At 61.1% G+C, this 23,436-nt stretch carries 19 protein-coding genes, 4 tRNA genes and 1 pseudogene; 12 read left to right on the top strand and 12 right to left on the bottom strand.

Going from position 1 to position 23,436, the window contains the following annotated elements; genetic code table 11:
- Positions 1 to 78: 78 nt before the first annotated feature.
- Positions 79 to 1,083 carry an NADP-dependent oxidoreductase gene (locus G7025_RS14955; RefSeq protein ID WP_181079946.1) on the bottom strand — a complete coding sequence of 335 codons (1,005 nt, stop codon included), beginning with the start codon at positions 1,081 to 1,083 and terminating at the stop codon, positions 79 to 81.
- A gap of 229 nt (positions 1,084 to 1,312) precedes the next feature.
- Between G7025_RS14955 and G7025_RS14950 the strand changes: the two genes are divergently transcribed.
- From G7025_RS14950 to G7025_RS27110, 4 genes and pseudogenes are all read left to right on the top strand, one after another.
- Positions 1,313 to 2,074 carry an SDR family oxidoreductase gene (locus G7025_RS14950; protein ID WP_181079945.1) on the top strand — a complete coding sequence of 254 codons (762 nt, stop codon included), beginning with the start codon at positions 1,313 to 1,315 and terminating at the stop codon, positions 2,072 to 2,074.
- Between the two features lie 201 nt (positions 2,075 to 2,275).
- Positions 2,276 to 3,688 (top strand): aminotransferase-like domain-containing protein, encoded by a 1,413-nt coding sequence (locus G7025_RS14945; RefSeq protein ID WP_181079944.1) that lies wholly within the window; start codon positions 2,276 to 2,278, stop codon positions 3,686 to 3,688.
- Positions 3,689 to 3,769: 81 nt separating this feature from the next.
- Positions 3,770 to 4,861: pseudogene (locus G7025_RS27115) on the top strand (methyl-accepting chemotaxis protein); the annotation flags it as partial.
- A complete protein-coding gene (locus tag G7025_RS27110; RefSeq protein WP_375139336.1) occupies positions 4,853 to 5,770 on the top strand; it encodes a methyl-accepting chemotaxis protein in 918 nt (305 codons plus the stop codon). The pseudogene G7025_RS27115 and the gene G7025_RS27110, both read left to right, overlap by 9 nt.
- Positions 5,771 to 5,804: 34 nt before the next feature.
- Here the strand turns inward: G7025_RS27110 and G7025_RS14935 are convergent, their stop codons facing one another.
- Positions 5,805 to 6,617 carry an alpha/beta fold hydrolase gene (locus G7025_RS14935; protein WP_181079942.1) on the bottom strand — a complete coding sequence of 271 codons (813 nt, stop codon included), beginning with the start codon at positions 6,615 to 6,617 and terminating at the stop codon, positions 5,805 to 5,807.
- Between the two features lie 117 nt (positions 6,618 to 6,734).
- Positions 6,735 to 7,505, bottom strand: coding sequence for a hypothetical protein (locus G7025_RS14930; RefSeq protein ID WP_181079941.1), 771 nt, complete (start codon positions 7,503 to 7,505; stop codon positions 6,735 to 6,737).
- A gap of 370 nt (positions 7,506 to 7,875) precedes the next feature.
- On the opposite strand from G7025_RS14930, the gene G7025_RS14925 reads away from it, so the two are divergent.
- The 4 genes from G7025_RS14925 to G7025_RS14910 all read left to right on the top strand — a co-directional run bounded on the left by G7025_RS14925 (position 7,876) and on the right by G7025_RS14910 (position 8,288).
- Positions 7,876 to 7,951 (top strand) — tRNA-Glu (locus G7025_RS14925).
- 2 nt (positions 7,952 to 7,953) lie between these two features.
- Positions 7,954 to 8,029: transfer RNA gene (locus G7025_RS14920), tRNA-Gly, on the top strand.
- Positions 8,030 to 8,133: 104 nt separating this feature from the next.
- Positions 8,134 to 8,209, top strand: a tRNA-Glu gene (locus G7025_RS14915).
- A 3-nt stretch (positions 8,210 to 8,212) separates the two neighbouring features.
- Positions 8,213 to 8,288 (top strand) — tRNA-Gly (locus tag G7025_RS14910).
- A 101-nt stretch (positions 8,289 to 8,389) separates the two neighbouring features.
- Here the strand turns inward: G7025_RS14910 and G7025_RS14905 are convergent.
- From G7025_RS14905 to G7025_RS14880, 6 genes are all read right to left on the bottom strand, one after another.
- Positions 8,390 to 10,129: a dipeptidase gene (locus G7025_RS14905; RefSeq protein ID WP_181079940.1), complete on the bottom strand. Its 1,740-nt coding sequence runs from the start codon at positions 10,127 to 10,129 to the stop codon at positions 8,390 to 8,392.
- A gap of 95 nt (positions 10,130 to 10,224) precedes the next feature.
- Positions 10,225 to 11,439 carry a phospholipase D-like domain-containing protein gene (locus tag G7025_RS14900; protein WP_181079939.1) on the bottom strand — a complete coding sequence of 405 codons (1,215 nt, stop codon included), beginning with the start codon at positions 11,437 to 11,439 and terminating at the stop codon, positions 10,225 to 10,227.
- A 54-nt stretch (positions 11,440 to 11,493) separates the two neighbouring features.
- Positions 11,494 to 12,141, bottom strand: a complete 648-nt coding sequence (locus G7025_RS14895) for a MotA/TolQ/ExbB proton channel family protein (RefSeq protein ID WP_181079938.1) — start codon at positions 12,139 to 12,141, stop codon at positions 11,494 to 11,496.
- Between the two features lie 17 nt (positions 12,142 to 12,158).
- Entirely contained in the window at positions 12,159 to 14,438 is a 2,280-nt protein-coding gene (locus tag G7025_RS14890) for a TonB-dependent receptor (protein WP_181079937.1), read from the bottom strand.
- A 24-nt stretch (positions 14,439 to 14,462) separates the two neighbouring features.
- Complete coding sequence (locus G7025_RS14885; protein WP_181079936.1) at positions 14,463 to 15,194, bottom strand: energy transducer TonB family protein; 732 nt, start codon at positions 15,192 to 15,194, stop codon at positions 14,463 to 14,465.
- Between the two features lie 2 nt (positions 15,195 to 15,196).
- Entirely contained in the window at positions 15,197 to 15,604 is a 408-nt protein-coding gene (locus G7025_RS14880; RefSeq protein ID WP_181079935.1) for an ExbD/TolR family protein, read from the bottom strand.
- Positions 15,605 to 15,794: 190 nt separating this feature from the next.
- Here G7025_RS14880 and G7025_RS14875 point away from each other — a divergent pair, with 190 nt between their 5' ends.
- Both G7025_RS14875 and G7025_RS14870 read left to right on the top strand, forming a co-directional pair.
- A complete protein-coding gene (locus G7025_RS14875) occupies positions 15,795 to 16,349 on the top strand; it encodes a GNAT family N-acetyltransferase (protein WP_181079934.1) in 555 nt (184 codons plus the stop codon).
- Positions 16,346 to 17,920, top strand: a complete 1,575-nt coding sequence (locus G7025_RS14870) for an alkaline phosphatase D family protein (RefSeq protein ID WP_181079933.1) — start codon at positions 16,346 to 16,348, stop codon at positions 17,918 to 17,920. The genes G7025_RS14875 and G7025_RS14870 overlap by 4 nt, the downstream gene beginning before the upstream one ends.
- Positions 17,921 to 17,969: 49 nt before the next feature.
- Here the strand turns inward: G7025_RS14870 and G7025_RS14865 are convergent, their stop codons facing one another.
- Entirely contained in the window at positions 17,970 to 18,596 is a 627-nt protein-coding gene (locus G7025_RS14865; protein WP_181079932.1) for an alanyl-tRNA editing protein, read from the bottom strand.
- Positions 18,597 to 18,685: 89 nt separating this feature from the next.
- Between G7025_RS14865 and G7025_RS14860 the strand changes: the two genes are divergently transcribed.
- A complete protein-coding gene (locus G7025_RS14860; protein ID WP_181079931.1) occupies positions 18,686 to 19,618 on the top strand; it encodes a LysR family transcriptional regulator in 933 nt (310 codons plus the stop codon).
- A 27-nt stretch (positions 19,619 to 19,645) separates the two neighbouring features.
- Here the strand turns inward: G7025_RS14860 and G7025_RS14855 are convergent, their stop codons facing one another.
- Together G7025_RS14855 and G7025_RS14850 are read right to left on the bottom strand one after the other, a co-directional pair.
- Positions 19,646 to 20,053 carry a PA2817 family protein gene (locus G7025_RS14855; RefSeq protein ID WP_181079930.1) on the bottom strand — a complete coding sequence of 136 codons (408 nt, stop codon included), beginning with the start codon at positions 20,051 to 20,053 and terminating at the stop codon, positions 19,646 to 19,648.
- Between the two features lie 74 nt (positions 20,054 to 20,127).
- Positions 20,128 to 22,575: an acyl-CoA dehydrogenase gene (locus G7025_RS14850; protein WP_181079929.1), complete on the bottom strand. Its 2,448-nt coding sequence runs from the start codon at positions 22,573 to 22,575 to the stop codon at positions 20,128 to 20,130.
- Between the two features lie 191 nt (positions 22,576 to 22,766).
- Here G7025_RS14850 and G7025_RS14845 point away from each other — a divergent pair, with 191 nt between their 5' ends.
- The gene (locus G7025_RS14845) at positions 22,767 to 23,426 is read left to right on the top strand and encodes a transglutaminase-like domain-containing protein (protein WP_181079928.1); all 660 of its coding nucleotides are present in this window, start codon (positions 22,767 to 22,769) and stop codon (positions 23,424 to 23,426) included.
- Positions 23,427 to 23,436: the final 10 nt, after the last annotated feature.

Genomic DNA, 23,436 nt, shown 5'->3' with positions numbered 1-23,436 from the left:
ACGCCGAGCGCGAGTCACTGACGAGAACGCCTGCATCCTGAACCGACGGGATGCAGGCGTTTTTTTTGGCCAGTGCGCTTAGACCTTCAGCACCAACTTGCCGAAGTTCTCACCGTTGAACAGCTTCATCAGTGTTTCCGGGAACGTCTCCAGCCCCTCGACGATATCCTCCTTGCTCTTGAGCTTGCCCTGCGCCATCCAGGCGGCCATTTCCTGCCCGGCGGCGGCGAAGTGCGCGGCGTGATCCATCACCACAAAGCCTTCCATTCGCGCGCGGTTGACCAACAGTGACAAGTAGTTGGCCGGGCCTTTGACCGCTTCCTTGTTGTTGTACTGGCTGATTGCGCCGCAGATCACCACGCGAGCCTTCAACGCCAGGCGGCTGAGCACCGCGTCGAGAATATCGCCGCCGACGTTATCGAAATACACATCCACGCCCTTGGGGCACTCGCGCTTGAGGGCGGCGGGTACGTCTTCGTGTTTGTAGTCGATGGCCGCATCGAAACCCAGCTCATTCACCAGGAAAGCGCACTTGTCGGCGCCACCGGCGATGCCCACCACCCGGCAGCCTTTGAGCTTGGCGATCTGGCCGGCGATGCTGCCCACGGCACCGGCGGCCCCGGAGATCACCACGGTCTCGCCGGCCTTTGGTGCGCCGGTCTCCAGCAGGGCGAAGTAGGCGGTCATGCCGGTCATGCCCAGGGCGGACAGGTAGCGCGGCAACGGCGCCACTGTCGGGTCGACCTTATAAAAACCACGCGGCTCGCCGAGGAAGTAATCCTGCACACCCAGGGCACCGTTTACGTAATCGCCGACGGCAAATTTCGGATGGTTCGACGCAATCACTTTGCCTACGCCCAGTGCGCGCATCACTTCGCCGATGCCGACCGGGGGGATGTAGGACTTGCCTTCATTCATCCAGCCGCGCATGGCCGGGTCGAGGGACAGGTATTCGTTATGCACCAGCACTTGGCCGTCCTGGGGCGTGCCCACCGGGACTTCCTGATAAGTGAAGGTATCCCGCGTGGCGGCGCCGACCGGGCGTTTGGCAAGCAGGAACTGGCGGTTGGTCTGGGCGGTCATGGCAGGGACTCTTTGGAAAGGAAGCCTCAGTGATAGACCTTGAATGGCCGGTGGGCAAGCGCAGCGAAGTGTGCGAATGCTCCTCGATAGGCTGCATTGATGGTGGATACCCAGGCTTTATCACTGCGGTTCATACAGCGCCAACCGGCCTTTTGATAGTGCTGACGCAGGCTGCGCAACCTTGGCTAGACTCGAGCCACGCTTAAATCCTCCAGAAGGACACCCCTGCATGAGCATGACGTTTTCCGGCCAGGTCGCCTTGGTCACCGGCGCCGCCGCGGGTATCGGCCGCGCCACCGCCCTGGCGTTCGCCGCCGAAGGTTTGAAAGTCGTGGTGGCCGACCTGGACGTGGTGGGCGGCGAGGAGACCGTCTCGCTGATCCGCCAGGCCGGTGGCGAAGCATTGTTCGTGCGCTGCAACGTGACCGTGGAAGCCGAGGTGCAGCAGTTGATGGCGCAGACGCTGGCGGCCTATGGGCGTCTGGACTACGCGTTCAATAACGCCGGTATCGAAATCGAAAAGGGCAAGCTCGCCGACGGCAGCCTGGAGGAGTTCGACGCCATCATGGGCGTTAACGTCAAAGGCGTATGGCTGTGCATGAAGCACCAGTTGCCGCTGCTGTTGGCCCAGGGTGGCGGTGCCATCGTCAACACCGCGTCGGTGGCGGGCTTGGGGGCGGCACCGAAGATGAGCATTTATGCCGCGTCTAAACATGCGGTGATCGGCCTGACCAAGTCGGCTGCCATCGAGTACGCGAAGAAGAAAATCCGCGTGAATGCCGTTTGCCCGGCGGTGATCGATACCGATATGTTCCGACGCGCCTATGAGGCCGACCCGCGCAAGGCCGATTATGCTGCAGCAATGCACCCGGTGGGGCGTATCGGCAAGGTCGAGGAAATCGCCAGCGCGGTGCTCTACTTGTGCAGCGATGGGGCGGCATTCACCACCGGCCAAGCATTGGCGGTGGACGGAGGCGCGACCGCCATCTAAGACCGCATGCCGCGCACGGTTCGAAAACGTCTGGGGCGCTGTGGGGCTTTTCCAGAGCTGGCACAACGCCGTGTGCGAATGTGTATCACAAGGTAAATTATCCAATAAAATCAATACTTTAATAAATCTTAGCGGCCGGCCATCACCTGCTTCTGTGCTTAACTCGTTGAGTTGAAAACAAACAGTTGAAGTGAGTGGCTCATGGATTTAGGGATCGATCGACAAGCCCTTGTACCGGTGGTGCAGCAAATCGTCACGGCCGTGGCTCAATGGATTCGTAACAACCAGGTCAGCCCCGGGACACGCTTGCCGTCCGTTCGGCAGTTGGCCCTGGATAACCTGCTCAGCCAGTCCAATGTGATCGAAGCCTTCGAGCGCATGGTCGCTCAAGGCGTGCTGGCGCATCGGCAAGGCGCGGGGTTCGTGGTGGCACAGCCACCGGTCACCACTGAATGCCAATGGTATGAAGGTGCCGAGCTGACGTGGGGCGCGTTTGCCGACAACCCGTTGGGTGAATTGAAGCTGGGCTGCGGCTGGCTGCCGGATGCCTGGCATGAAAGCGATGACATCAGCTACGCGATTCGTGAAGTGACCCGCACCGACACCGCCGGCCTGTTCAATTACAGCACGCCCCTGGGCCTGCCTGCGCTGCGTGAGCAATTGCTCAGGCGCCTGACCCGGATTCACATCGCCACTCGCGTCGATTGCATCCTGACCACTGCCGGCGCCAGCCATGCCCAGGACCTGCTGATACGCGTGCTGCTCAAGGCCGGTGACAGTGTCGTGGTGGAAACGCCCGGGTACGGCAACCTCTACCGACAACTGGCCTTCCACGGCGTGCAACTGCTCGAAGTTCCGCGTACCCCAGGCGGGCCGGACATCGCGGCGCTAGAAGCCCTATTGCAGCATCACCGGCCCAAGTGCCTGTTCGTCCACAGCCTGTATCACAACCCCACCGGCTCCAGCCTGTGCCGTGCGGTGGCCGAGCGCTTACTGGAACTGGCCCGCCGCGAGAACTTTCTGATCATTGAAGAGGACGTCTTCGGCGACTTGCAGCACCCCAGCTGCACGCGACTGGCGGCCTTGCCCCACGAGGGGCGGGTGATTTACGTCGCGAGTTTTTCCAAGACCTTGAGCAGCGCTTTGCGCGTGGGCTACCTGTGCGCGAGTGCGACGCTTGTCACCCAACTGGCCAGCCTCAAGACCTTGACGGGCTTGGGCACTTCGCGGTTTGCCGAAGCGGTGGTGGGCACTCTGCTGGCCAATGGCACGTACCGCAAATGGGTGCAGCGCCTGCGCAAGCGTCTGAGCATGGAGATGGCCGCCACACTGCAGGTGCTCGAAGACGAAGAGTGGGAGGTGTTCGCGGTGCCCGCCGGCGGCATGTTCGTATGGGCGCGGCCCGGTGCGGCGGACCACTCGCGGCTGCAGGCGTGCGCGCGTCGGCTCGGCGTGTTGCTCTCGCCTGGGGCACTGTTCAACCCCACGGGCGAATACAGTGAGTGGCTGCGCATCAATGTGGCCTATGCTGCTGATCAGCGGGCGCTGGCGTTGCTGCGCGCCATGGGGCCCGCCAGATCGACCTCGACGGTTCTGAAAACGACGGGTTTGTAGCTTTTTGCCATTATTGCGGCGTCAGTGACTTGTGTTCAGGCCTCAGTCGTTGCGACTCTCGCTTCCAGTCAACCGGGCTTGATGGCATCTGCCATTGCAAGAGGATCACGTGCAATGATTTCGGGCGTGCAACGACGTTTCGCCAACCTGGGCATGGCGAAAAAGCTAGGCTTGGGTTTCATCCTGGTACTGCTGCTGACGGCGGTGGTGGCGGCCATTGGCGTGTGGTCGCTGCAAACCGTCGGGCAACGTTTCGAGGGGCTGAAGGCTATGTCTTCGCTCAACAGCGGTTTGCTCAAGGTGCGCTTGATCGAACAGGACTACGCCTTGCATGCCGACCCCAAAGCGGTCGACGCGTTGCATGAGGCCGTGGATGCGCTGGCCGCTCAGGCAACCAGCCTTAAAGCTCAATCCGCCGCCAACGTGCCGGCCATGACCGATGTCGAGCAGGCGCTGGCGGCGTATCGCAAGGCGTTTGACGAATTTGTCGAGCTGACCCAGGCCAAGGACCTGGCGCTGGAAATGGCGAGTTGGTCGGTGTCCAGCGTCGCCAATAACCTGGATGTGCTGCAGGCCGGCCTGGCCGATGACGGCGCTTATGGGCTCAAGGAAAGCCAGGGCAAGGAGGGCGCCGAATTCATCGAGCAGGCGGGGCAGGTCAGCCAGGTGTCGCGCCTGATGCTGCAAGCCATGAACGAAGCCCATGTGCGCCTGGACCAGAGTCGTAAAGTCGACGAAGACAACACCGAGCAAGGCAAGATCGAGCAGGCCGATCAGGCACTGGCCCAGGCCGAGCAATTGAAGGCTTCGGTCAAGGACCCGGGTTACCAGACCGTACTCGGCGAAGTCTCGGGGCATATCGCCGCCTTCACTGAAAAACTTGGCGAGTACACTGGCCTGCTGGCTCAGGAAAAGACGGTCTACAAGCAACTGCATGATCGTGCGGAGCAAGTGGTCAGTCGGGTCGACCAGGCCTATGGTGCCGAGGACGTGTCGATGCAGGCGCAGTTGAAGAAAAGCGCGCTGCTGATCATCGGCTCGTCGGCCTTGGCGTTGCTGGTGGGGTTGGTGGCGGCCTGGGTGATTACCCGCTTGATCGTGGCGCCTCTGCGCAGCGCGATCGCGGTGGCACAGCGCATCGCCGACGGCGATTTGAGCGGTCGAATGGAGGTCGACCGCCGCGATGAAATCGGCCAACTGATGCAGGCCATGCAACAGATGAGCAGTGGGTTGAGCCACATGGTTAGTGGGCTGCAGGCTGGTATCGAACAATTGGCCAGCTCCGCGCATTCGTTGTCCAGCGTCACCGAACAGACCAACATCGAGGTCAGCAGCCAGAAGGAAGAAACCGAGCAGGTTGCCACGGCGATGAACCAGATGACCGCTACCGTGCATGATGTGGCACGCAACGCCGAAGAGGCAGCGCAGGCTGCCCAGACCGCTGATGAAAAAGTCGACAGTGGACAGCAGGTGGTGCGCCAGAGTTTGCAGCGCATCGAATTACTGGCCACCTCCAGCACCGGGGCCAGCGCCAGCATCGAAAGCCTGAGTGCAGAGATCCAGCACATCGGCACAGTGTTGAGTGTGATCAAAAGTGTGGCCGAGCAGACCAACCTGCTGGCGTTGAACGCCGCCATCGAGGCCGCGCGCGCGGGCGAACAGGGCCGGGGGTTCGCGGTGGTGGCCGACGAAGTACGGGCGCTGGCCAAGCGTACACAGCAATCGACGGAAGAGATCGAGCGGCTGGTCAGCACCTTGCGCAGCGCCGCGCAGGCATCGGTGCAGCAGATTCAACACAGTGGCGAGTTGGTGAAGCTGGCGGTCAGCGATGCGCTGGAAACCGAAAGCGCCCTGGGCAGCATCGCGGTGGCGGTGTCGCTGATCCAGCAGATGAACCAGCAGATCGCCGCCGCCGCCGAGCAGCAGAGCTCGGTGGCCGAAGAGATCAACCGCAGTGTCACCAGCATTCGTGCGAGTGCCGATCAATCGGCGTTGAGCATGCAGGGTAACGCCGCGTCGAGCATCCAGTTGGCGCGGTTGGGCGCCGAACTCAAGGGGATGGTCGGGCACTTTCGGCTTTGATCGCGGCCACGGCCACGATCAAAGCCAAGGGCACTCAGGCGTGATTGGCGAGGAAGGTCAGCAGCGCTTCGTTGACGAACTCCGGGTTTTCCCGCGAAGAGATATGCCCGGCGTGCGGAATCAGGATCACGCTGCAACCGATCAGATCGGCCATTTCTTCAGACTCCGCCGGGGCGCGCGGCGTGTCCTGCTCACCACACATGACCAGCGTGGTGTCACTGTCCAGCTGCGGTAACTGGCTGAGAATATCCTCGCGACTGAAGATCGCTCGACCCAGCGGCACGATGCTGTCCAGCAGGCGCTCCCTGGGAAACGTTTGCAGCGACTCGCGAAAATTGCGGTACAGCGCTGATTCGCGATCGATACCCGGACGGAAGAAGATCGGTGCGATTACATCCAGCAACGGCTCGGGAATGGCGCCGGCTTCTTCGATCATCTTGAACAACGAGAAATAGTATTGGCGCGTGGCCTCGGGCTCGGCGCCCAGGTAGGTGTCCATCAGCACCAGGCTGTTGACGCGCTCAGGGGCCAGCAATGCCAGGCGCGCGCCCCACATGCCGCCGACCGACAGGCCCGCCAGGTTGACGCGTGGGATGTCCAGGTGGTCCAGCAGTGCCAAGCCCTGGCGCGCGAGGTCGTCGAGGGAATGGGTTTGAGAGGGCAATGGCCCGGAATCGCCATGGCCCCATAGCTCGGGCACGATCACGCGGTACTGTTGCGACAGGGCTTCGATCTGCGGCGCCCACATGTCGAGGCTCCACAGGTAACTGGACCCCAGCAGGACGACGGGCCCCGAGCCCTGGTCGAGATAATGCAGCGCTTGTCCATCAATCACGGCAACAGGCATAGCAGGCCTCTAACTTCGTGGAGTGAGGGGCACTTTTTTACGCGAGTCAGGGGTGCAGGGATAGATGCAAAGTGATGGCATCTGGCGAACAGGCGTTCGCCAGGCGGGGAGGGGAGATCAGTCGTAGATGACTTTCTTTTTCCACTCGGCATCGGCGTCGACCACTTTCAAGCCTTCGGTCAATTCATTGACCTCGTCTTCGGCGGGCTTGCTATTGGTCAGCACGGTGGAGTTGGCGCGGGCCAGCTGCGATTCCAGCATCTGCAGCTGTGCGCTGTAGAACGCCGGTTCCGGCTGTTTGCGCAGGTACTGCACGCCACGCTCGAAGGCCAGGCGCGCCTGGCCCGGCTGGCCTTGCTGCAGGGCATGCTGGCCGAGGTTATTGAAGAATTCGATGTGCAGCAGCACCAGAATGTGGCGGATTTCCCTGATCCAGTGCTTGGCTTCACTGGCCGGCAGGTAGCCGTCCTGAGCGGCGCGAGTGACCTGGCCGTGCAGGGCCTCGAGCAGGAAGCGGACATCCTTGGCCTTGGCTTCGGTCTGGATTGGCGCGGGCGGGTTATTGACCGGAATGGATTCGCCCTGGGCTACCAGTGCACTCAACTCGGCGATGCGTGCCTTGAGCGCTGCATTGGTTTTGTTGAGGTTCAACAAGCGCTGGTTGACGTTGAGTTCCAGGCGGGTGAGCAGCAGTTTGAGCGCCGGATTCATCAGCTGGCCAGGGAACGTCTCAGTGATCTCACCGCAACGACGCAGACGATCATTGAGTTCGATCTCGACGCGCTTCTTTTCCAGCTTGTTGTTTTCCACCACGTGGTTCATATAGCCAATGGCGATCAGTATTGCGATCCCGGCTATTACCAGCAGGGTGATCATGAGTGGTGTCACCGGTGTGACCTCTTTATAGGGTTTACAGTGGAGTGTAGTGACTGGACCTTGCGGCGGATAGGTCTTATCGACCAGTTGTCGCCTCGTTCCCTGGATGAGTGCTTCCTATATAGATGGATGCTCGCCGCATGGATGCACATTGCCATCATTTGCTCAGGTGAACTATAGCGTTTTGTCGAACGCCAGAATATAGGCGTCAAGGCACGGACGCGCCAAATCCCCTCGCGGGGCGCTAAAGGGGGGCGAAGTCATTGATTTAAATAAATTTATGCTTGGGGGTTGACGACCTTTCAATCCATCCATAGAATGCGCGCCACTTACAGCGTAAAGCACACAGCGACACGCGGTAGGGAGTGAATGTTGTACGTGTGTCCCCTTCGTCTAGTGGCCTAGGACACCGCCCTTTCACGGCGGTAACAGGGGTTCGAGTCCCCTAGGGGACGCCAATGCGGGAATAGCTCAGTTGGTAGAGCACGACCTTGCCAAGGTCGGGGTCGCGAGTTCGAGTCTCGTTTCCCGCTCCAATTTTTAAGCAGTGTTGCCCTCGGGTGGCACTGAGTGAAACCAGGACCCATCTTCGGATGCGGCCTCTGGGCACTGGAACACACACCATGTGTTTCAGTAGCGTGTCCCCTTCGTCTAGTGGCCTAGGACACCGCCCTTTCACGGCGGTAACAGGGGTTCGAGTCCCCTAGGGGACGCCATTTGCGGGAATAGCTCAGTTGGTAGAGCACGACCTTGCCAAGGTCGGGGTCGCGAGTTCGAGTCTCGTTTCCCGCTCCATATTCAACAAAAACGCCGATCAGCGATGATCGGCGTTTTTGTGTGCGCTTGATTTTTACTCAGTCTGAAAAGCCCGCCAATACACGGCGGGCTTTTTGCTGTCAGAGCTTAGGCAACTGCCCGACGCGGCCCATCATTTCGGTCACGATCTGCAAGTCCAGCAAGAACTGATCGACCGTCTTGAATTCGTTGTCGGTGTGCCCTGTGTATTTAACTTCCGGACGCGCCAGGCCGAATTGCACGCCGTTGGGCAACTCATGCACCGAGGTCGCACCGGCCGACGTGCCGAATTTGTGCTCCATGCCCAGGTTTTCAGTGGCGACCGCCAGCAGCGCTTTCACCCATTCGCCTTCCGGGTTGCGGTACATCGGCTCGGCAATCGAATAAGTGAAATCCACCGCGACGTTACTGGTCTTGTCCCAGGCGCTCAGTTTGTCGGCGATTTGTTTTTTCAGCGTTTCTGGTGACTTGCCCTTCGGCACGCGCAGGTTCACCGCCAGTTTGAAGGCTTTTTCATCCTGGCCGACAAACGTCAGCGAAGTAGTCAAAGGACCCATAAAGTCGTCTGCGAAGCCGACGCCCAACTTGCCGCCCAAGTAATCCAGGCCCCAATTGTCGGACGCATAGTGCGCAGCATCGGTGATGTGGTTGTGCTTGAGGGCAATCTTGCCGTCGACGCTGTGGATCAGCTCCAGCATGCGCGCCACCGGGTTGACGCCCGACTCCGGCTCGGACGAGTGCGCCGACACGCCGGTGACGGTCAGTTTCACATCCTTGCCCTCGACCTTGGCGGCCACCTCGAAGTCGCCGCCGTTGCGCTTGGCATACTCCGCGCCGGCTTTCTGCAGGCTCGCCGCCAGTTCGGCAGGCTGGTCGGTGACCAGCGTGGCAACCGACGCCGACGGAATCTGGTTGGTGGCCATGCCGCCGGTCATCGCGATGATTTCCGCGCCGTTGCCTTCGCCTTTGCGACGCGGGAAAGACGCCATGACCGTGCCGTAGCCTTTCTCGGCAATCACCACCGGGTAACCGCCATCCAGCGCCAGGTTGTACTGCGGTGTCGGGTTGTGTTCGAAGTAATACGGGATGGCGTCGCCGGAGGTCTCCTCGGTGGTGTCCACCAACAGTTTAAAGTGGCGTGCCAGCGGCAGCTTCTCTTCCTTGATCACCTTCATGGCATACATCGCCACCACAATGCCGTTCTTATCATCCTCGGTGCCGCGGCCATACATGCGGTCGCCGATCAGCGTGACTTTGAACGGGTCGAGCTTGGTGCCATCTTTGAGCACCCAATTTTCCGGGGTCACCGGCACCACGTCGGCGTGGGCATGGATGCCGACTACTTCATCGCCGCTGCCTTCCAGAGAAATTTCGTATACGCGGTTGTCGACGTTACGGAAATTCAGATTGAAGGCTTTGGCCAGGGCCTGGATCTTATCGGCGATTTTGAGGAATTCCGGGTTCTTGTACTGCGGCACACCGTCGACGTTGAACGTTGGGATTTCCACCAGCTCGCGCAGCGTCTCCAGCGCGGCCTTGCCGTATTTGACCCTGGTGTAAATACCCAGCAAACGGTTGATTTCGTTCTGCTGGTCGGCACTCAGGGTTTTGTTGGAGAGAAAGGCGTTGATTGCCGGGCCTACATCGGCGGTTTTACCCACATCGCCCTTGGCCAGGGTGGCGAGGAAACCGCGGAAATCGCTGGCCGGCGTTTCGCCGAATTGCTTGAGAATCGCCGTGCTTTGCTCAGCGGTGATGTTCGCGAAAGCGGGTGTGGTAACGGCCGTAAGGCTGGCCGCGAACAGACTGGCAGCCACGATTTGCTTGAGTGGAAAGTGCATGGAAAGTCGCATTCCTTTGCAGGTAGTGAGTAGGAAGTTTCTGATCAATGTGTCAGAAACATTTCCACACACTACCACCACTCAGGTGCTGCCGGTCAATGCTGGCCAGGATGCGGCTCGGGGTATTCATCGGTAGCGTTGAGGGCTCTGGCATAGGGTCCGTCCCACAATTGCCGGTGCAAATCCCCTACGCGGCTGGCCATCGCTTCGTTGCGCATCACCACCTCCAGGTTGCGCGAATTATCCAGATAGCCGCCCAGCCAATTGCTGGTGCCCACCCACGCGACCTGCCCATCGATCTCCAGGGTCTTGCTGTGGATCACCCGTGCATAGGGGATAAATCCTTCTTTGGCCTGGGGCAGTGTGACGATTTTGACCTGCACATTGGGCAGCACTGCCAGGCTTTTCAGATAGGGCAGTTCCAGCGCGTCGGTGTTCCAGTCGGACACCATCAGCTTGATCGCCACGCCACGCGCTGCGGCGGCGCGCAGGGCGTTGTCGATGACTGCGTAATAGGGGCGCATGTTGTCCGGCCCGTAGGACAGCGGTGCGTAGTCGAGCAATTGCACGCGTATCTCTTTTTTCGCCTCCGCCAGCAGACGCGGCAGTTCCAGTTGGGAGTCACCCACTCCGGGCGGGTTGTAACGTTGCGGGCTGGCAACCAGGTAGTTACCCGTACGCGCCGGCAGCTGGCCGGTCGCCGGCAGTGGCACCGTCCGGTGTTCGGCCAGTGCCTGCTGGGCTTGCCAATCCTGATCGAAAATCGCCTGTACCTGGCCCACCACCGTGGCATCGCTGATGCGCAAGCCCGTTTCATGGATATGTTCCAGGGAGCGCCAGTCGAAATTCTGGCTGCCGACAAACGCTTGTTGACCGTCCACGATCATGTACTTGGCGTGGATGATGCCGCCACTCACTTGCGCGTAAGGCAGTACGCGGAACGTCAGGTTGGGGATGGCGCGCAAGCGCTGCAGTGTGGCGGCGTCCGACAAACGCAGACCCTTTTCTTCCAGCAGAAAACGTATTTTCACACCGCGTTTGCCGGCTGCTTCCAGGCGTTCGATCACGCGATCCATCACGGAGCCCGGATGATCGGCGGCATAGAACTGGCCGATATCGATGCGGCTCCTGGCACCGTCGAACAGTTCGATCCACACCGGCCCGGGCTCGCGCAGATCGGTACCCAGGGTGGTGTCCACCGGCACGGTGTGCACCAGTTCGAAGCCCGGAATCGAAAAGTCCGCCTGGGCCAGCGGACTGATCAGTACGCCGGCCAGGCCCATGATGCGCAATTTCAAGAAAACAGACATTCAGGACCTCTGTGGCAAAAGAACGGCGGGCGCATCAAGCGCCCGCCGGGAACCTCAGGCCGTGCGGGTGTGCAACGGCGCCGTTACCAGGTGCGGTGCTTCGTTCTGCACGCGGGCGCCGGTGGCGGCGCGGATCAACAGGATTTTCAGTTGGTCGTTGATGCGTTCCAGGCTGTCCTGGAAGAAGTTGTGGAACACCACGCAGAACAGCGCAATGGCGATCCCCAAACCTGTCGCGAACAGGGCCGTGCCGATGCCGCCGGAAATCTGCCCCGGGTCCGACACACCCGCCGTGGCCAACGCCTTGAAGGTGTCGATGATACCGAGGATGGTACCCAGCAACCCCAGCAGCGGCGCGGCGGTGGTGATGGTTTCGATAATCCACAGGCTGCGGGCCAGGGGCGCGCGGGTGCTTAAATATTGGGTTTCGATCACATCGTCCAGGTCTTTGCGCGAGCCGTGGGAGGCTTTTTGCGCCAGCACCGGCAGCACCATGTTCAGGGGCAGGCTGGGGCGACGGGTCAACGCCTGGGGCAGGTCGCGTTCGCTGTGCACTTGAGCGCCCAGCACTTGGTTCAACGCGCGCGCCTGGCGCCGCACATAGGCGAAGTAGATGCCGCGTTCGATGGTGATGAAGATGGCTATCGCCATCGCGGCGTACATCACATAGAAGGTGATGTCGTGGAGCAGATTCATGTCCATGCTCGCTTACCTCGCAATTAGAAATTGGCTTCCAGGGAGACCGTCACGGTGCGTTCCAGGCCCACGATGTAGGCCGGGTCGCCGTCACGGAAACCGCTGTAGCTGGCGGCGTTGGTCTTGGTGGTGTAGACGCCGTCCAGGTACTTCTTGTCGAACAGGTTGTCGACGTTCAGGCGCAGGGTTGCGTCCTTCACCACTTTCTTGTCCACCGGCAGGTAGATGCCGGCACCGGCGTTGAACACGGTACGGCCGGAGATGGCTTCGTCGTTGGTCAGGTCGCCGTAGAGCTTGCTGGTGTATTTGCCGCCGAAGGTGCCGTAGTAGCGGCCATCGTCATAACCAATGTTGGCCGCCAGCATGTTCTTCGGCACGTTGGCGAACTGCTTGCCGCTGGTGGGCAGCAGGATGGCTGTGCCGGCGTTATAGACGGTGAGATCGTCCTGTTGCTCGGCCTTGGTGTAGGTGTAGGAGGTGTAGTAGTTGAAGTGGTTCGGCAGCAGGCCGCTCCATTCCAGTTCCAGGCCACTGTTGTTGACGGAGCCGGCGTTGATGTCGGCGAAATCGCCGTTGATGTCCTTGGAAGAGACCTGGCGATCCTTGAACTGCATATAAAACAGCGTGGCGGCCACGGTCATGTCTTCATCGGTGTAGCGCCAGCCCAATTCGTGGTTCCAGCTGGTTTCCGGCTTGGCGTCGATCGAACCGGCGCCTTTGTCATACAGCACGTAGTTCTGCGGAATGCGCATGTTGCGCGAGAGGCTGTAGAACAGCTGGTCACGCTCATCCCACTGGTATTTGAGGCCGGCGTTGGGCAGCAGTTTGTTATACGTCTGGCTGCGTTTTTCCGCCTGCTCGGTAAGGCTGCCGTGGTTGGTGCCGTCACGCTTGACGTTCATGTAGGCCAGGCCGGCCACCAGGGTCCAGTCCGGGTTGATGTACCAAGTGTCCTGGGCCCAGACCTTCTGCGCCGGGGTCACGGTGAATCGGTCGCGACCCTGCACGGTGTTGCCGTTGGCATCCACCACCGCGTCGCCGTCCGGCCAGGTGTCGCTGGGTTTGCCGCTGTTTTTCAGGGCAATGAACGGCTGGGTCTGGCTCTGGCGTGCGCGCTCGTACCAGTAACCGAATTGCAGGCTGTGTTCTTCCAGGTCCCAGTTCAGTTTGGTGGTGATGCCCGGACGCCAGGTCTGCGTACGCGAAGGGCGGTAGTAGACGCCGGTGGTGGACGAACCGTCGGCGTTGTACTGGGCGGCGGTAGGTAAGTTGCTCAGGTCGAACACACCGCCCACGTTGGAGCCGCGGTTGAGTGCATAACTGGATGAGCCGACGCCGCTGCCGTTGCCCCAGTAGTAGTACGGGATCACCGACAGGGCGAGGTTGTCGGCCAGTTTGAATTGGGTGTTGAGCACGCCGGTAAAGGTCTGGAATGGGTTCTGCGCCAGCGCGTAATAGCTGTTGACCTTGCCATTGCTGCCCACGGCCGGCGTGGCGGGGTAGGGGTCGAACTTGCGACCGTTCTGCTGGAACTGGCTCTTGGTCAACTGGCTGTAACTGTTGTTGTCCTGCTCGTGGTACTTGAGGATCAGGTTGGCGGTGTTGCCTTCGCCGGCGTCGAAAAAGCTGTTCCACTCCACCTTGTCCGCGCGCACGGCGCCGGAGCCACGCCACATGTCGCCTTCGGTATGCGAGGCCGACAGCCAGTTGCTCAGGCCGTTGACTTCGCCGGTGTTCAGTCGCGCGAAAGTCTTGCGGGTGGCGTTGCTGCCGATGATCTGTTTGACGAACGCGCCGGTTTCCTTGGTTGGGCGAATGGTCACGATGCCGATATTACCGCCGCTGGAACCGATGTGCGGACCGTCCGCTTCCGCCGATCCCTGGGTGACGAAGATCTGCTCGATGTTTTCCGGATCGCCCAGCAGGTTGGAATACAGCGCGTAGTTGCCTGAGTCGTTGATCGGCATGCCGTCCACCGACATGCCCACCTGGTCGGAGTTGAGCCCGCGCATGGTGAAGCGAAAGCCCGACAGACCGGTGGCGTCTTCGCTGGAGATGTTCAGGCCCGGGGTGTATTTGAGCTTGTCCACGGCGTTACCGGTGGCGGTCTGTTTATCCAGCGCTTCCTTGGTTACCGTGGAGCGGCCCTTGATGCTTTCTTCCTGCACCATATAGCCGCCGCCCGCCGTGGCCTTGCCTTGCACGCCGATGGTACCGACGTCGCTGTCGCGGGTGTCGGCCATGACCATGCCATGTCCCATGCTTGCGGCAACGAGTGCCAGATGAATCCGTGTGAACCTCATCAGTGTCGTCCTGGTGTCGGGTGCTTATTGCACGCTGTAGTTGAAGGTGGCGGTGAAGCGCTGCTCATTGCGGCCCCCGAAGGCTTGCTCGGGGAACGGCTTGACTTGCTTGATACGCCGCAAGCTGTTGGTGGCGGCCCGGTTGAGCAACATGCTCGACGCCTGGGTCTGCAGGCCGGAATCGAGAACACGGCCCTGGCGATCCACCAGCAGCCAGACCACTACCTCGCCGCTGGGGCGTTCGAGAGATGCCTGGCGGCCGGTGGGGTACTGCTTGTACGTGTCCAGCTCGTTGCGCAGGCCCTTGAGATAGCCACCCTCCAAGGCTTGGCCGTCGACTTTCGGCGGCGCGGGTGGTGCCGGTGCAGCTGCCGCGGGGGCGGTTACCGCTGGCGCCGGTTTGGCGGCGGCAACCGGGGGCGGAGCAGGCGCGGCTTTCGCCACTACCGGTTTGGGCAGCGGTTTGGGCTTGGGCTTGGGTTCGGGTTTTGGCAACGGTTTAGGCGGTGGAGGCGGGGGCGCCGGCTCGGCGTCGGCTTCCTCGATCACCGGCGGTGGCGGCTCAGCCACCGGTTCCGGGATCACTGGCGGCTCTGGCTCCGGTTCGGGTTCGACCAGGGCCAGCTCGACTGCCGACTCGTCATACACCGGCTCGACCTTCAAGGTCTGGGACTGAATACCCAGGGCAATCAGCACCAGGGCGATCACGGCCGGGACACTGCCCAGCAGTTGGCGCGCACGAAACAGAACGTACATAGTCAGGACTTACGCGTGGCAATGGACACGGAGGTGAAGCCACCCAGGCGCAGGGTGTCCATCACCTCCACCAGGCGCGCGACGTCCACGCCCTTGTCACTGTTAACGATGATGGTCGACTTCGCGTCGGGCTTTTGCGCAGCTTTCAACGCCGGCACCAGGGCATCCACCGCAATGGCCTTGCCGTCGAGTTGCAACTGACCTTCCAGGCCCAGGGTCAGGATGAATTTATTCTGCGGCTTGAGCTGCTGCGAGCTACTGGCGCTGGGGAGTTGAGTCTTCATACCGAGGGCCGGAATCACGTTCAGACTCACGAGTACGAAAAACACCAGGAGGAACATCATCACGTCGATCATCGGGATCAATTCGATGTGCGCCTTGCGTTTTTTCGGTTCGTCCCAGGTTCTCATTCCCTTACCCCGTTATTGAATTAGGGGCGACACGCTAACAAGCAAAAATGACCGAACGGTTAACTTTAATTGACGTTTTGACGGCTCTAGGACGCGTCTTACAGAAGACTTACCGGTCATTTTCAGAGCTTCACAGAATTGAAATACAAGCTGCGCATGCTCAGAAAATTTACATCGAGGGCCTCTGGGAATGAGTAACCAATTGCCACACCTGTCGACCCCGCGCTTACTGTTGCGTGTGCTGAAACCGCACCAGGCCGAGCGGTTGTGCGAGCTGGCCAACGGGCCGAACATCGCCGAGAACACGGCGAGTATCCCGTCGCCCTATACGCTGCAAACCGCGCAGGAATTTATCGAGGGGATGCAGGAAAAATTTCGCGTTACGGGGTTGCTGAGCCTGGGCATGCATCGGCGCGACGACGATGGGTTGATCGGCGTCGTCAGTCTGCGCATCAACACGGCCCACGGGTATGGGCACTTGGGCGGCTGGGTAGCGGCGTCTGAGCGTAACCAAGGGTTTGCGGCTGAGGCTGCCAGCGCGTTGATGGCGTATGGCTTCGAGGCATTGGGACTGCACCGCGTGGGCAGTCAGTGCTTCAGCCGTAATAAAGAATCGGCGCGGGTCATGGAGAACATCGGCCTGTGCTACGAGGGGTGCCTGCGCGGCGCGTTTCTCAAGAACGGTGTGCATGAAGACATGCTGGTGTTCGCCACGTTGCGCGCTGACTGGGAGGCCAGGGTATGAGTGGCTCGGTCGATCACGGCCGACGTCGGGTGCTGGCCGGGCTCGCGGTTGCTACTACATTTTCGATCCTCAGCCCGTATACACGAAGCGCCGGGGTGGATTATCCGTTTACCCTCGGGGTGGCCTCGGGTGACCCGCTGCCGGATGGCTTTGTGATCTGGACGCGGCTGGCCCCGTTGTTCAATGCTGTGGACGGCCGTGGAGGGTTGAGCCGCGCGGTACCGGTACGTTGGCGAGTGGCCAGCGATGTCGGGATGACGCGCATTGTGCGGCAAGGCGAGGTCATGACCAGCGAACGGTTTGCGCATTCGGTGCATGTGGAGGTCGCCGGGCTGCAGGCGGGGCGACCGTACTGGTATCAGTTCGAAGGGCTGGGGGCGCAAAGCCCGGTTGGGCAGGCGCGGACCGCCCCGCCGGTGCAGGCAATGACGTCGGCGCGTGTGGGATTTGTCTCGTGCTCCCATTGGGAGCGTGGCTATTTCAGTGCGTATCGCCACTTGGCCGCCGAGCAGCCGGACCTGGTGTTTTTCCTGGGCGACTATATCTACGACAGTTCCTACGCGCCGGACTCTGGCAAGGTGTTTCGCGCCCATGGCAGCGGTAATGCGGTAAGCCTCAGTGATTATCGCAACCGCTACGCGTTGTACAAAACCGACCCTGACCTGCAGGCCTTGCACGCCGCCGCGCCCAGCGTCGCCACCTGGGACGATCACGAGGTGCAGAACGACTACGCCAACCGTTGGTCCCAGGACCCGAAGATTGCGCTGGAGCAATTTCTGCAGCAGCGGGCGGCGGCCTACCAGGCGTATTACGAACATATGCCATTGCGTACCAGCAGCCTGCCCAGGGGCGCCGACATGCGCATCTACCGGCGCCTGGACTACGGGAGACTGGCACGTTTCCATGTGCTCGATGGCCGGCAATACCGCTCCGAGCAGCCCTGTGTGCTGGCCAATGGCAGTCATCGGGGCCGGGTAGTGACCAATCCGTGCAGCGACTTGCGCGATCCCGGTCGCACAATGCTGGGTTGGCAGCAAGAGGCGTGGCTGGATCAGGGCTTTGCCCAATCCCGGGCGCAATGGAACGTGATTGCCCAGGATCTGCTGGTGGCCCCCTTGATCCAGCGCGACCTGACTAACCACAAGCCGGGGCGCTGGACCGATGGTTGGGACGGTTACATGGCCAACCGCTCAAGGATGCTGGCGTCTATCCAGCGCCACCGCGTGAACAATCCGGTGTTTTGGGGCGGTGATATCCATTCGTTCTGGGCCAACGACCTGCACGTCGATGGCAACGACCCGGATTCGCCGGTGGTTGCCACCGAATTCGTCGGCACCTCGGTGACGTCCGATGGCCCGCCGTACGAGGCGTTCAGCAAGATCCTGCCTATGAACCCTCATGTGAAATTTTTCGACAGTCGCCAGCGCGGCTACGTTTCGGTGGAGGTCCAGGAGCGGCAGATGCTCACGCACCTGCGCGTGATCAGCGACCCGCGCGATCCGGCGGCAACGGTGTCGAACCTCAAATCGTTCGCGGTGGAACCGGGGCGGGCAGGGGCGATCGCGGTTTGAAGGGTGTCACGCAAGAGCGCCGCTTGAGGCGGCATGTGCAGCACGCGCGTTAATCCAGGGTGTAACGTACTGACAGCGCGCCCTTTTTCTCGGACAGGGCGAGGATCTTCACTTGGCCCAATTCGCTCAATGTCTGCACATGCGTGCCGCCGCAGGCGTAGGCGGGCAGGTCGCCGAAGCCGACTTCGCGGGTGCCGTTGTCCACGACCATATGACGGGGATAGTCGGCGGCGATCCACTCGCTGAGTTGCTGTTGAATCGCTTCGGCCTGCATGGCTTGCGCCGCTTCGCCCCGGATAAACGTCACTTTGCCTTCGCCCGGCCAGTGGTGGGCTTTGATCGGCATCCAACCCAGGGTTTCGCCGACGTTGCCGATCAGGTGACCGGCCGAATGCAGACGCGTGTGCAGGGCGCGGAGCTGTTCATCGACCTTTGCGGTGATTGGACCCGTCTCCACAGGGCGGTCGACATAATGCACCACGCGCCCGGCCTCCTGGGTGACACGCAGCACGTGGCTTTCGCCGAGCCAGCCGGTGTCGAACGGCTGTCCGCCGCCTTGGGGATGGAAGAGGGTCGATTGCAGGATCACCGCGAAGTGATTTTCGTGGGGCGTGCAGCTCAACACTTCAAGCTCGGCGCTCAGGTGGTCGTGGGTAAAAAACAGGCGTTCGGTCATCATCTGCATCCGCATCAAGGTTCTGCTGACAGTATAAATACCGCAGGAATGGGTGATAATCCGTTCAATTATCAATGGACCTGTGCGTCATGAGCATTAATCTTCCGTTGCCCCTGTTGGGTGAAATGGCGATGTTCGTCAAAGTGGTAGAGGCCGGCAGCTTTTCCGAAGCGGCACGCCAACTGAGCGTTTCGCCCTCGGCGGTGAGCCGAAGTATTTCGCGCCTTGAACAGGCACTGGCGACCCGCCTGCTGCAACGCACTACGCGCAAGCTGCGCCTGAGCGAAGGCGGTGAAGAAGTATTCAAGCGCTGCCAGGAGATGGTCAACGCGGCGCGCTCGGTGATGGAGATCAGTGGCCAGTTCACCCATGAGGCCGAAGGGCTGGTGCGGGTCAGCGTACCCAAGGCGGTGGGTCGGTTTGTCGTGCATCCGCACATGCCGGAATTTTTGCGACGCTATCCCCAGGTAGATGTGCAACTGATCCTTGAGGATCGGCATGTGGACCTGATCGATGACAACGTCGACCTGAGTATCCGCATTACCGACAGCCCGCCGCCGGGGCTGGTGGGCCGGCAGTTGTTGCCGATAGAACATTTGCTCTGTGCGACACCGCAGTATCTGGCCGAGCACGGTACGCCGGGCCACCCCCATGATCTGGCGGCGCATAGCTGCATTTATCTGGGGGAAACCCCTGCTGACTCACGCTGGAAATTTCGCCGGGGCACCAAGGCCGTGACCGTTGCGGTGCGCGGGCGCTATGCGGCGAACCACACCGGCGTGCGTCTGGATGCGGTGTTGCAGCATGTGGGTATTGGCAGTCTGCCGTATTTCACGGCGCGCCATGCCTTGGAGGAGGGGCATCTGGTGCAGGTGTTGCCGGGGTGGGATTTTATTGCGTCGTACCACGGCGAGGCGTGGCTGCTGCATTCGCCGACGCGCTATTTGCCACCCAAACTGCGGGTATTTATTGATTATCTGGTGGCGTGCATGGCCAAGGAGCCGACCCTGAAAAAACGTTAGGAGCGAGCGGGCTCGCTCCTGGAAAGGTCAGTGCTTGCTTTGGTCTTCCGGCATGGCCAGCAGTTGTTTTTCCTGGTTCCAATCGAACGGCTCATCGTTCTGCTCGGCTTCGTAGCGACGTTCTTCCAGCGCTTGGTAGAGGTCCAGTTCTTCGTCGGGCATGAAGTGCAGGCAATCGCCGCCGAAGAACCACAGCAGGTCGCGCGGTACGAGGTGGGCAATTTGCGGGTAACGCAGGATGACCTGACTCATCAGGTCCTGGCCCAGGTACTGGCTTTCGATCGGGTCGATGGGCAGCAGGGCGCGCAATTCGTCGAAGCGCTCCAGGAACAGGGCGTGACTTTCCTCGGGCACTTGTTCGGCTTCGCCGACAGCAACCAGGATGCTGCGCAGGTGGTCGAGCAAGAGAAGATGATCGGCAACGACGTTGGACACGAGATAAGTCCTCAAAGCAAAAACGGGCGCGAGAGTATATAGCTCATGCGCCCGTAATTATATGACCGCTCGTATCAGCGGACTTTGCCCTCGGCCTGGGCCAGTTCTTCCTTGCTGAAATCATCCACATCGATCACCTTGCGGCGTGCCGCTTCGGCGTCGCGCAGTGTTTGCGCTTCAGCCGCTTGCAACACGCCGGCATTGAGTGCCGCGTCGATGGCGTGCTCGCCGGCAGCCGGCTTGAGCTGGCCGCTTTTGAGCGCGGTGTGCAGTTTCTTTTGCAACGGGTGGCTGGCGCTCAGCAGGTCGTAGGCGTGTTGCAGGGCGCCCACCGGATCTTCCGCCGATTGCGGGCGATAGCAGCCGGCCAGCAATTCTTCCAGGGTCGGGTCGCCTTTGGCGCGGCCGATCACTGCGGCCACCTCGGCATCCAGTGCATCCGATGGGCCGGTATGGCGGCGCCCGAACGGGAATACAATCACCCGTAGCAGGCCGCCCAGTACCTTGTTCGGGAAATTGCTGAGCAATTCATCCAGGGCGCGCTCCGACTCACCGAGGCTTTCTTCCATGGCCCACGCGAACAGCGGTTGCAGGTGGTCCGGCGAGTCCAGGTCGTGGTAACGCTTGAGCGCAGCCGATGCCAGGTACATGTGACTCAGCACATCCCCCAGACGCGCCGACAAGCGTTCGCGACGTTTCAATTCACCCCCCAGCAGCATCATGCTCAGGTCGGCGAGCAGGGCGAAGGCGGCAGCCTGGCGGTTCAAGGCACGGAAGTAGCCCTGGCTCAGACGGTTACCCGGCGCTTTTTCGAAACGGCCGATACCCAGGTTCAGCACCAGCGTACTGGCGGCGTTGCTGACGGCGAAGCCGATGTGCTGCATCAGCAGGCTGTCGAACTCCTTGAGTGCCTGGTCTTTGTCTTCACGTCCGGCCAGCGCCATTTCCTTGAGCACGAACGGGTGGCAGCGGATGGCGCCCTGACCGAAGATCATCAGGTTGCGCGACAGGATGTTTGCGCCCTCAACGGTGATGAAGATCGGCGCGCCTTGCCAACTGCGGCCCAGGTAGTTGTTCGGGCCCATGATGATGCCCTTGCCGCCGTGCACATCCATGGCGTGGCCGATGCATTCACGACCACGTTCGGTGAGGTGATACTTGAGGATGGCTGACAGCACCGAGGGTTTCTCGCCCAGGTCGACCGCGTTGGCGGTCAGCATCCGCGCGCTGTCCATCAGCCAGGCATTGCCGCCGATGCGGGCCAGGGCTTCCTGGATGCCCTCGAAGGCCGACAGCGGCACGTTGAACTGTTCGCGCACCTGAGCATACTGGCCGGTTACCAGGCTGGTGAACTTCGCCGCGCCTGTACCCACCGCCGGCAGCGAAATCGAACGGCCTACCGACAGGCAGTTCATCAGCATCATCCAACCCTTGCCGAGCATTTCCTGACCGCCGATGAGGTAGCTCAGGGGGATAAACACGTCCTTGCCGGAGTTGGGGCCGTTCATGAACGCTGCACCCAAAGGCAAATGGCGACGACCGATTTCAACACCGGGAGTGTCGGTGGGAATCAGGGCCAGGCTGATGCCCAGGTCTTCTTCCGCGCCCAACAGGTGGTCGGGGTCGTACGCCTTGAATGCCAGCCCCAGCAGGGTCGCGACCGGGCCAAGGGTGATGTAGCGTTTTTCCCAGTTCAGACGCAGACCGATGGTTTCCTGGCCTTCCCATTCACCTTTGCAGATCACGCCGGTATCGGGCATGGCGCCGGCGTCGGAACCGGCCAGTGGACCGGTCAGGGCGAAGCACGGAATATCGTCGCCTCGCGCCAGGCGCGGCAGGTAGTGGTTGCGTTGTTCATCGGTGCCGTAATGCAGCAGCAATTCGGCGGGGCCGAGGGAGTTGGGTACCATCACGGTGGAGGCCAGATCGCCACTGCGGGTGGCGAGCTTCATCGCGACCTGTGAATGGGCGTAGGCCGAAAAACCCTTGCCGCCGTATTCCTTGGGAATGATCAGGGCAAAGAAACCGTGAGTCTTGATGTGCTCCCAGGCGGCGGGCGGCAGGTCCATGGCCTGGCCGATTTCCCAGTCGCTGACCATTGCACAGAGTTCTTCGGTGGGACCGTCGATAAAGGCCTGCTCTTCTTCGGTCAACTGCACCTTGGGGTAGGCCAGCAATTTGTCCCAGTCGGGACGCCCGCTGAACAGCTCGCCGTCCCACCATACGGTGCCTGCGTCGATCGCGTCGCGCTCGGTTTCGGACATCGGCGGCAGCACTTTCTGGAACCAGCTGAACAGCGGCTTGGTGAAATATTGGCGACGCAGGTCGGGTAGCAGCAGCGGCGCCGCGACCACGGCCAGCAGCACCCAAAGGATCACCAGCAACCAGCCTGGTGCGTGGCTCCAGGCGCCCATCGCCAGCAGGTAAACGGCGACCACGCCCAGAGCGGGCAGGGGCGCGGTGCGGCGGTGTGCCAGGTAGGCGATGCCGACCACCAGAACCAGTATCCACAACAACAGCATATTCAATCCTCCGTGAAACCAGGGCGAAACCACCAGGGAGCTTAGTCGGCATCCGAGAAAGCGCGGTGGTCAGGGTGTAACGAGTTGTGCTGAAAGCACCCTGCAGCGGGCGCCGACATTTGGCCGAATCGTCGTTATCCGTGGGCTGGGCCTGTGGTTAAACTCCAGGCTTGCCTCGGAGATCAAACATCATGAATGCGTACTTGAGTCCCAGCCGCTTCATCGATAGTGACCACCCTGCCGTGGTGGAGTTCGCGGTAAAACATCGCGGAACCAGCGCGGATTTAAATGACCAGGCGGTCAGCCTTTACTACGCGGTGCGTGAGCAGATTCGCTACAACCCTTATACCTTCAGCCGCGATCCGCGCACCCTCAGTGCCAGCTTCGCCCTGGCCAGCCGTGAGAGTTACTGCGTGCCCAAGGCCACTTTGCTCGCCGCCTGCGCCCGGCATTGCGGCATCCCCGCACGCATCGGCCTGGCGGACGTGCGCAATCACCTGTCGACCCCACGTCTGATCGCGTTGCTCAAGAGTGACGTGTTCGCCATGCACGGGTACACCGAGTTGTACCTGCACGGTCGCTGGGTCAAGGCGACGCCGGCGTTCAACGCCCAGTTGTGCGAACTGTTCGATGTGCCGCCGCTGCCGTTCGACGGCATCAATGACAGCGTTTTCCAGGCCTACAATCGCCAGGGCCAGCGGTCGATGGAGTATCTGGTCGACCATGGGCAGTTTGCGGATGTGCCCGAGGAATTTTTCTTCGCCCACCTGCAGAAATGTTACCCGCACCTGTTTGACGATGCGCCGCCTCCCTTGCTGGGCGACCTGCGGACGGATTTAAGCCGCCTGTGAACCGGCGTAT

The sequence above is a fragment of the Pseudomonas lurida genome, from assembly GCF_013522705.1.
Taxonomy (GTDB): domain Bacteria; phylum Pseudomonadota; class Gammaproteobacteria; order Pseudomonadales; family Pseudomonadaceae; genus Aquipseudomonas; species Aquipseudomonas quebecensis.
This window is presented reverse-complemented; position numbering and strand designations above follow the sequence as displayed.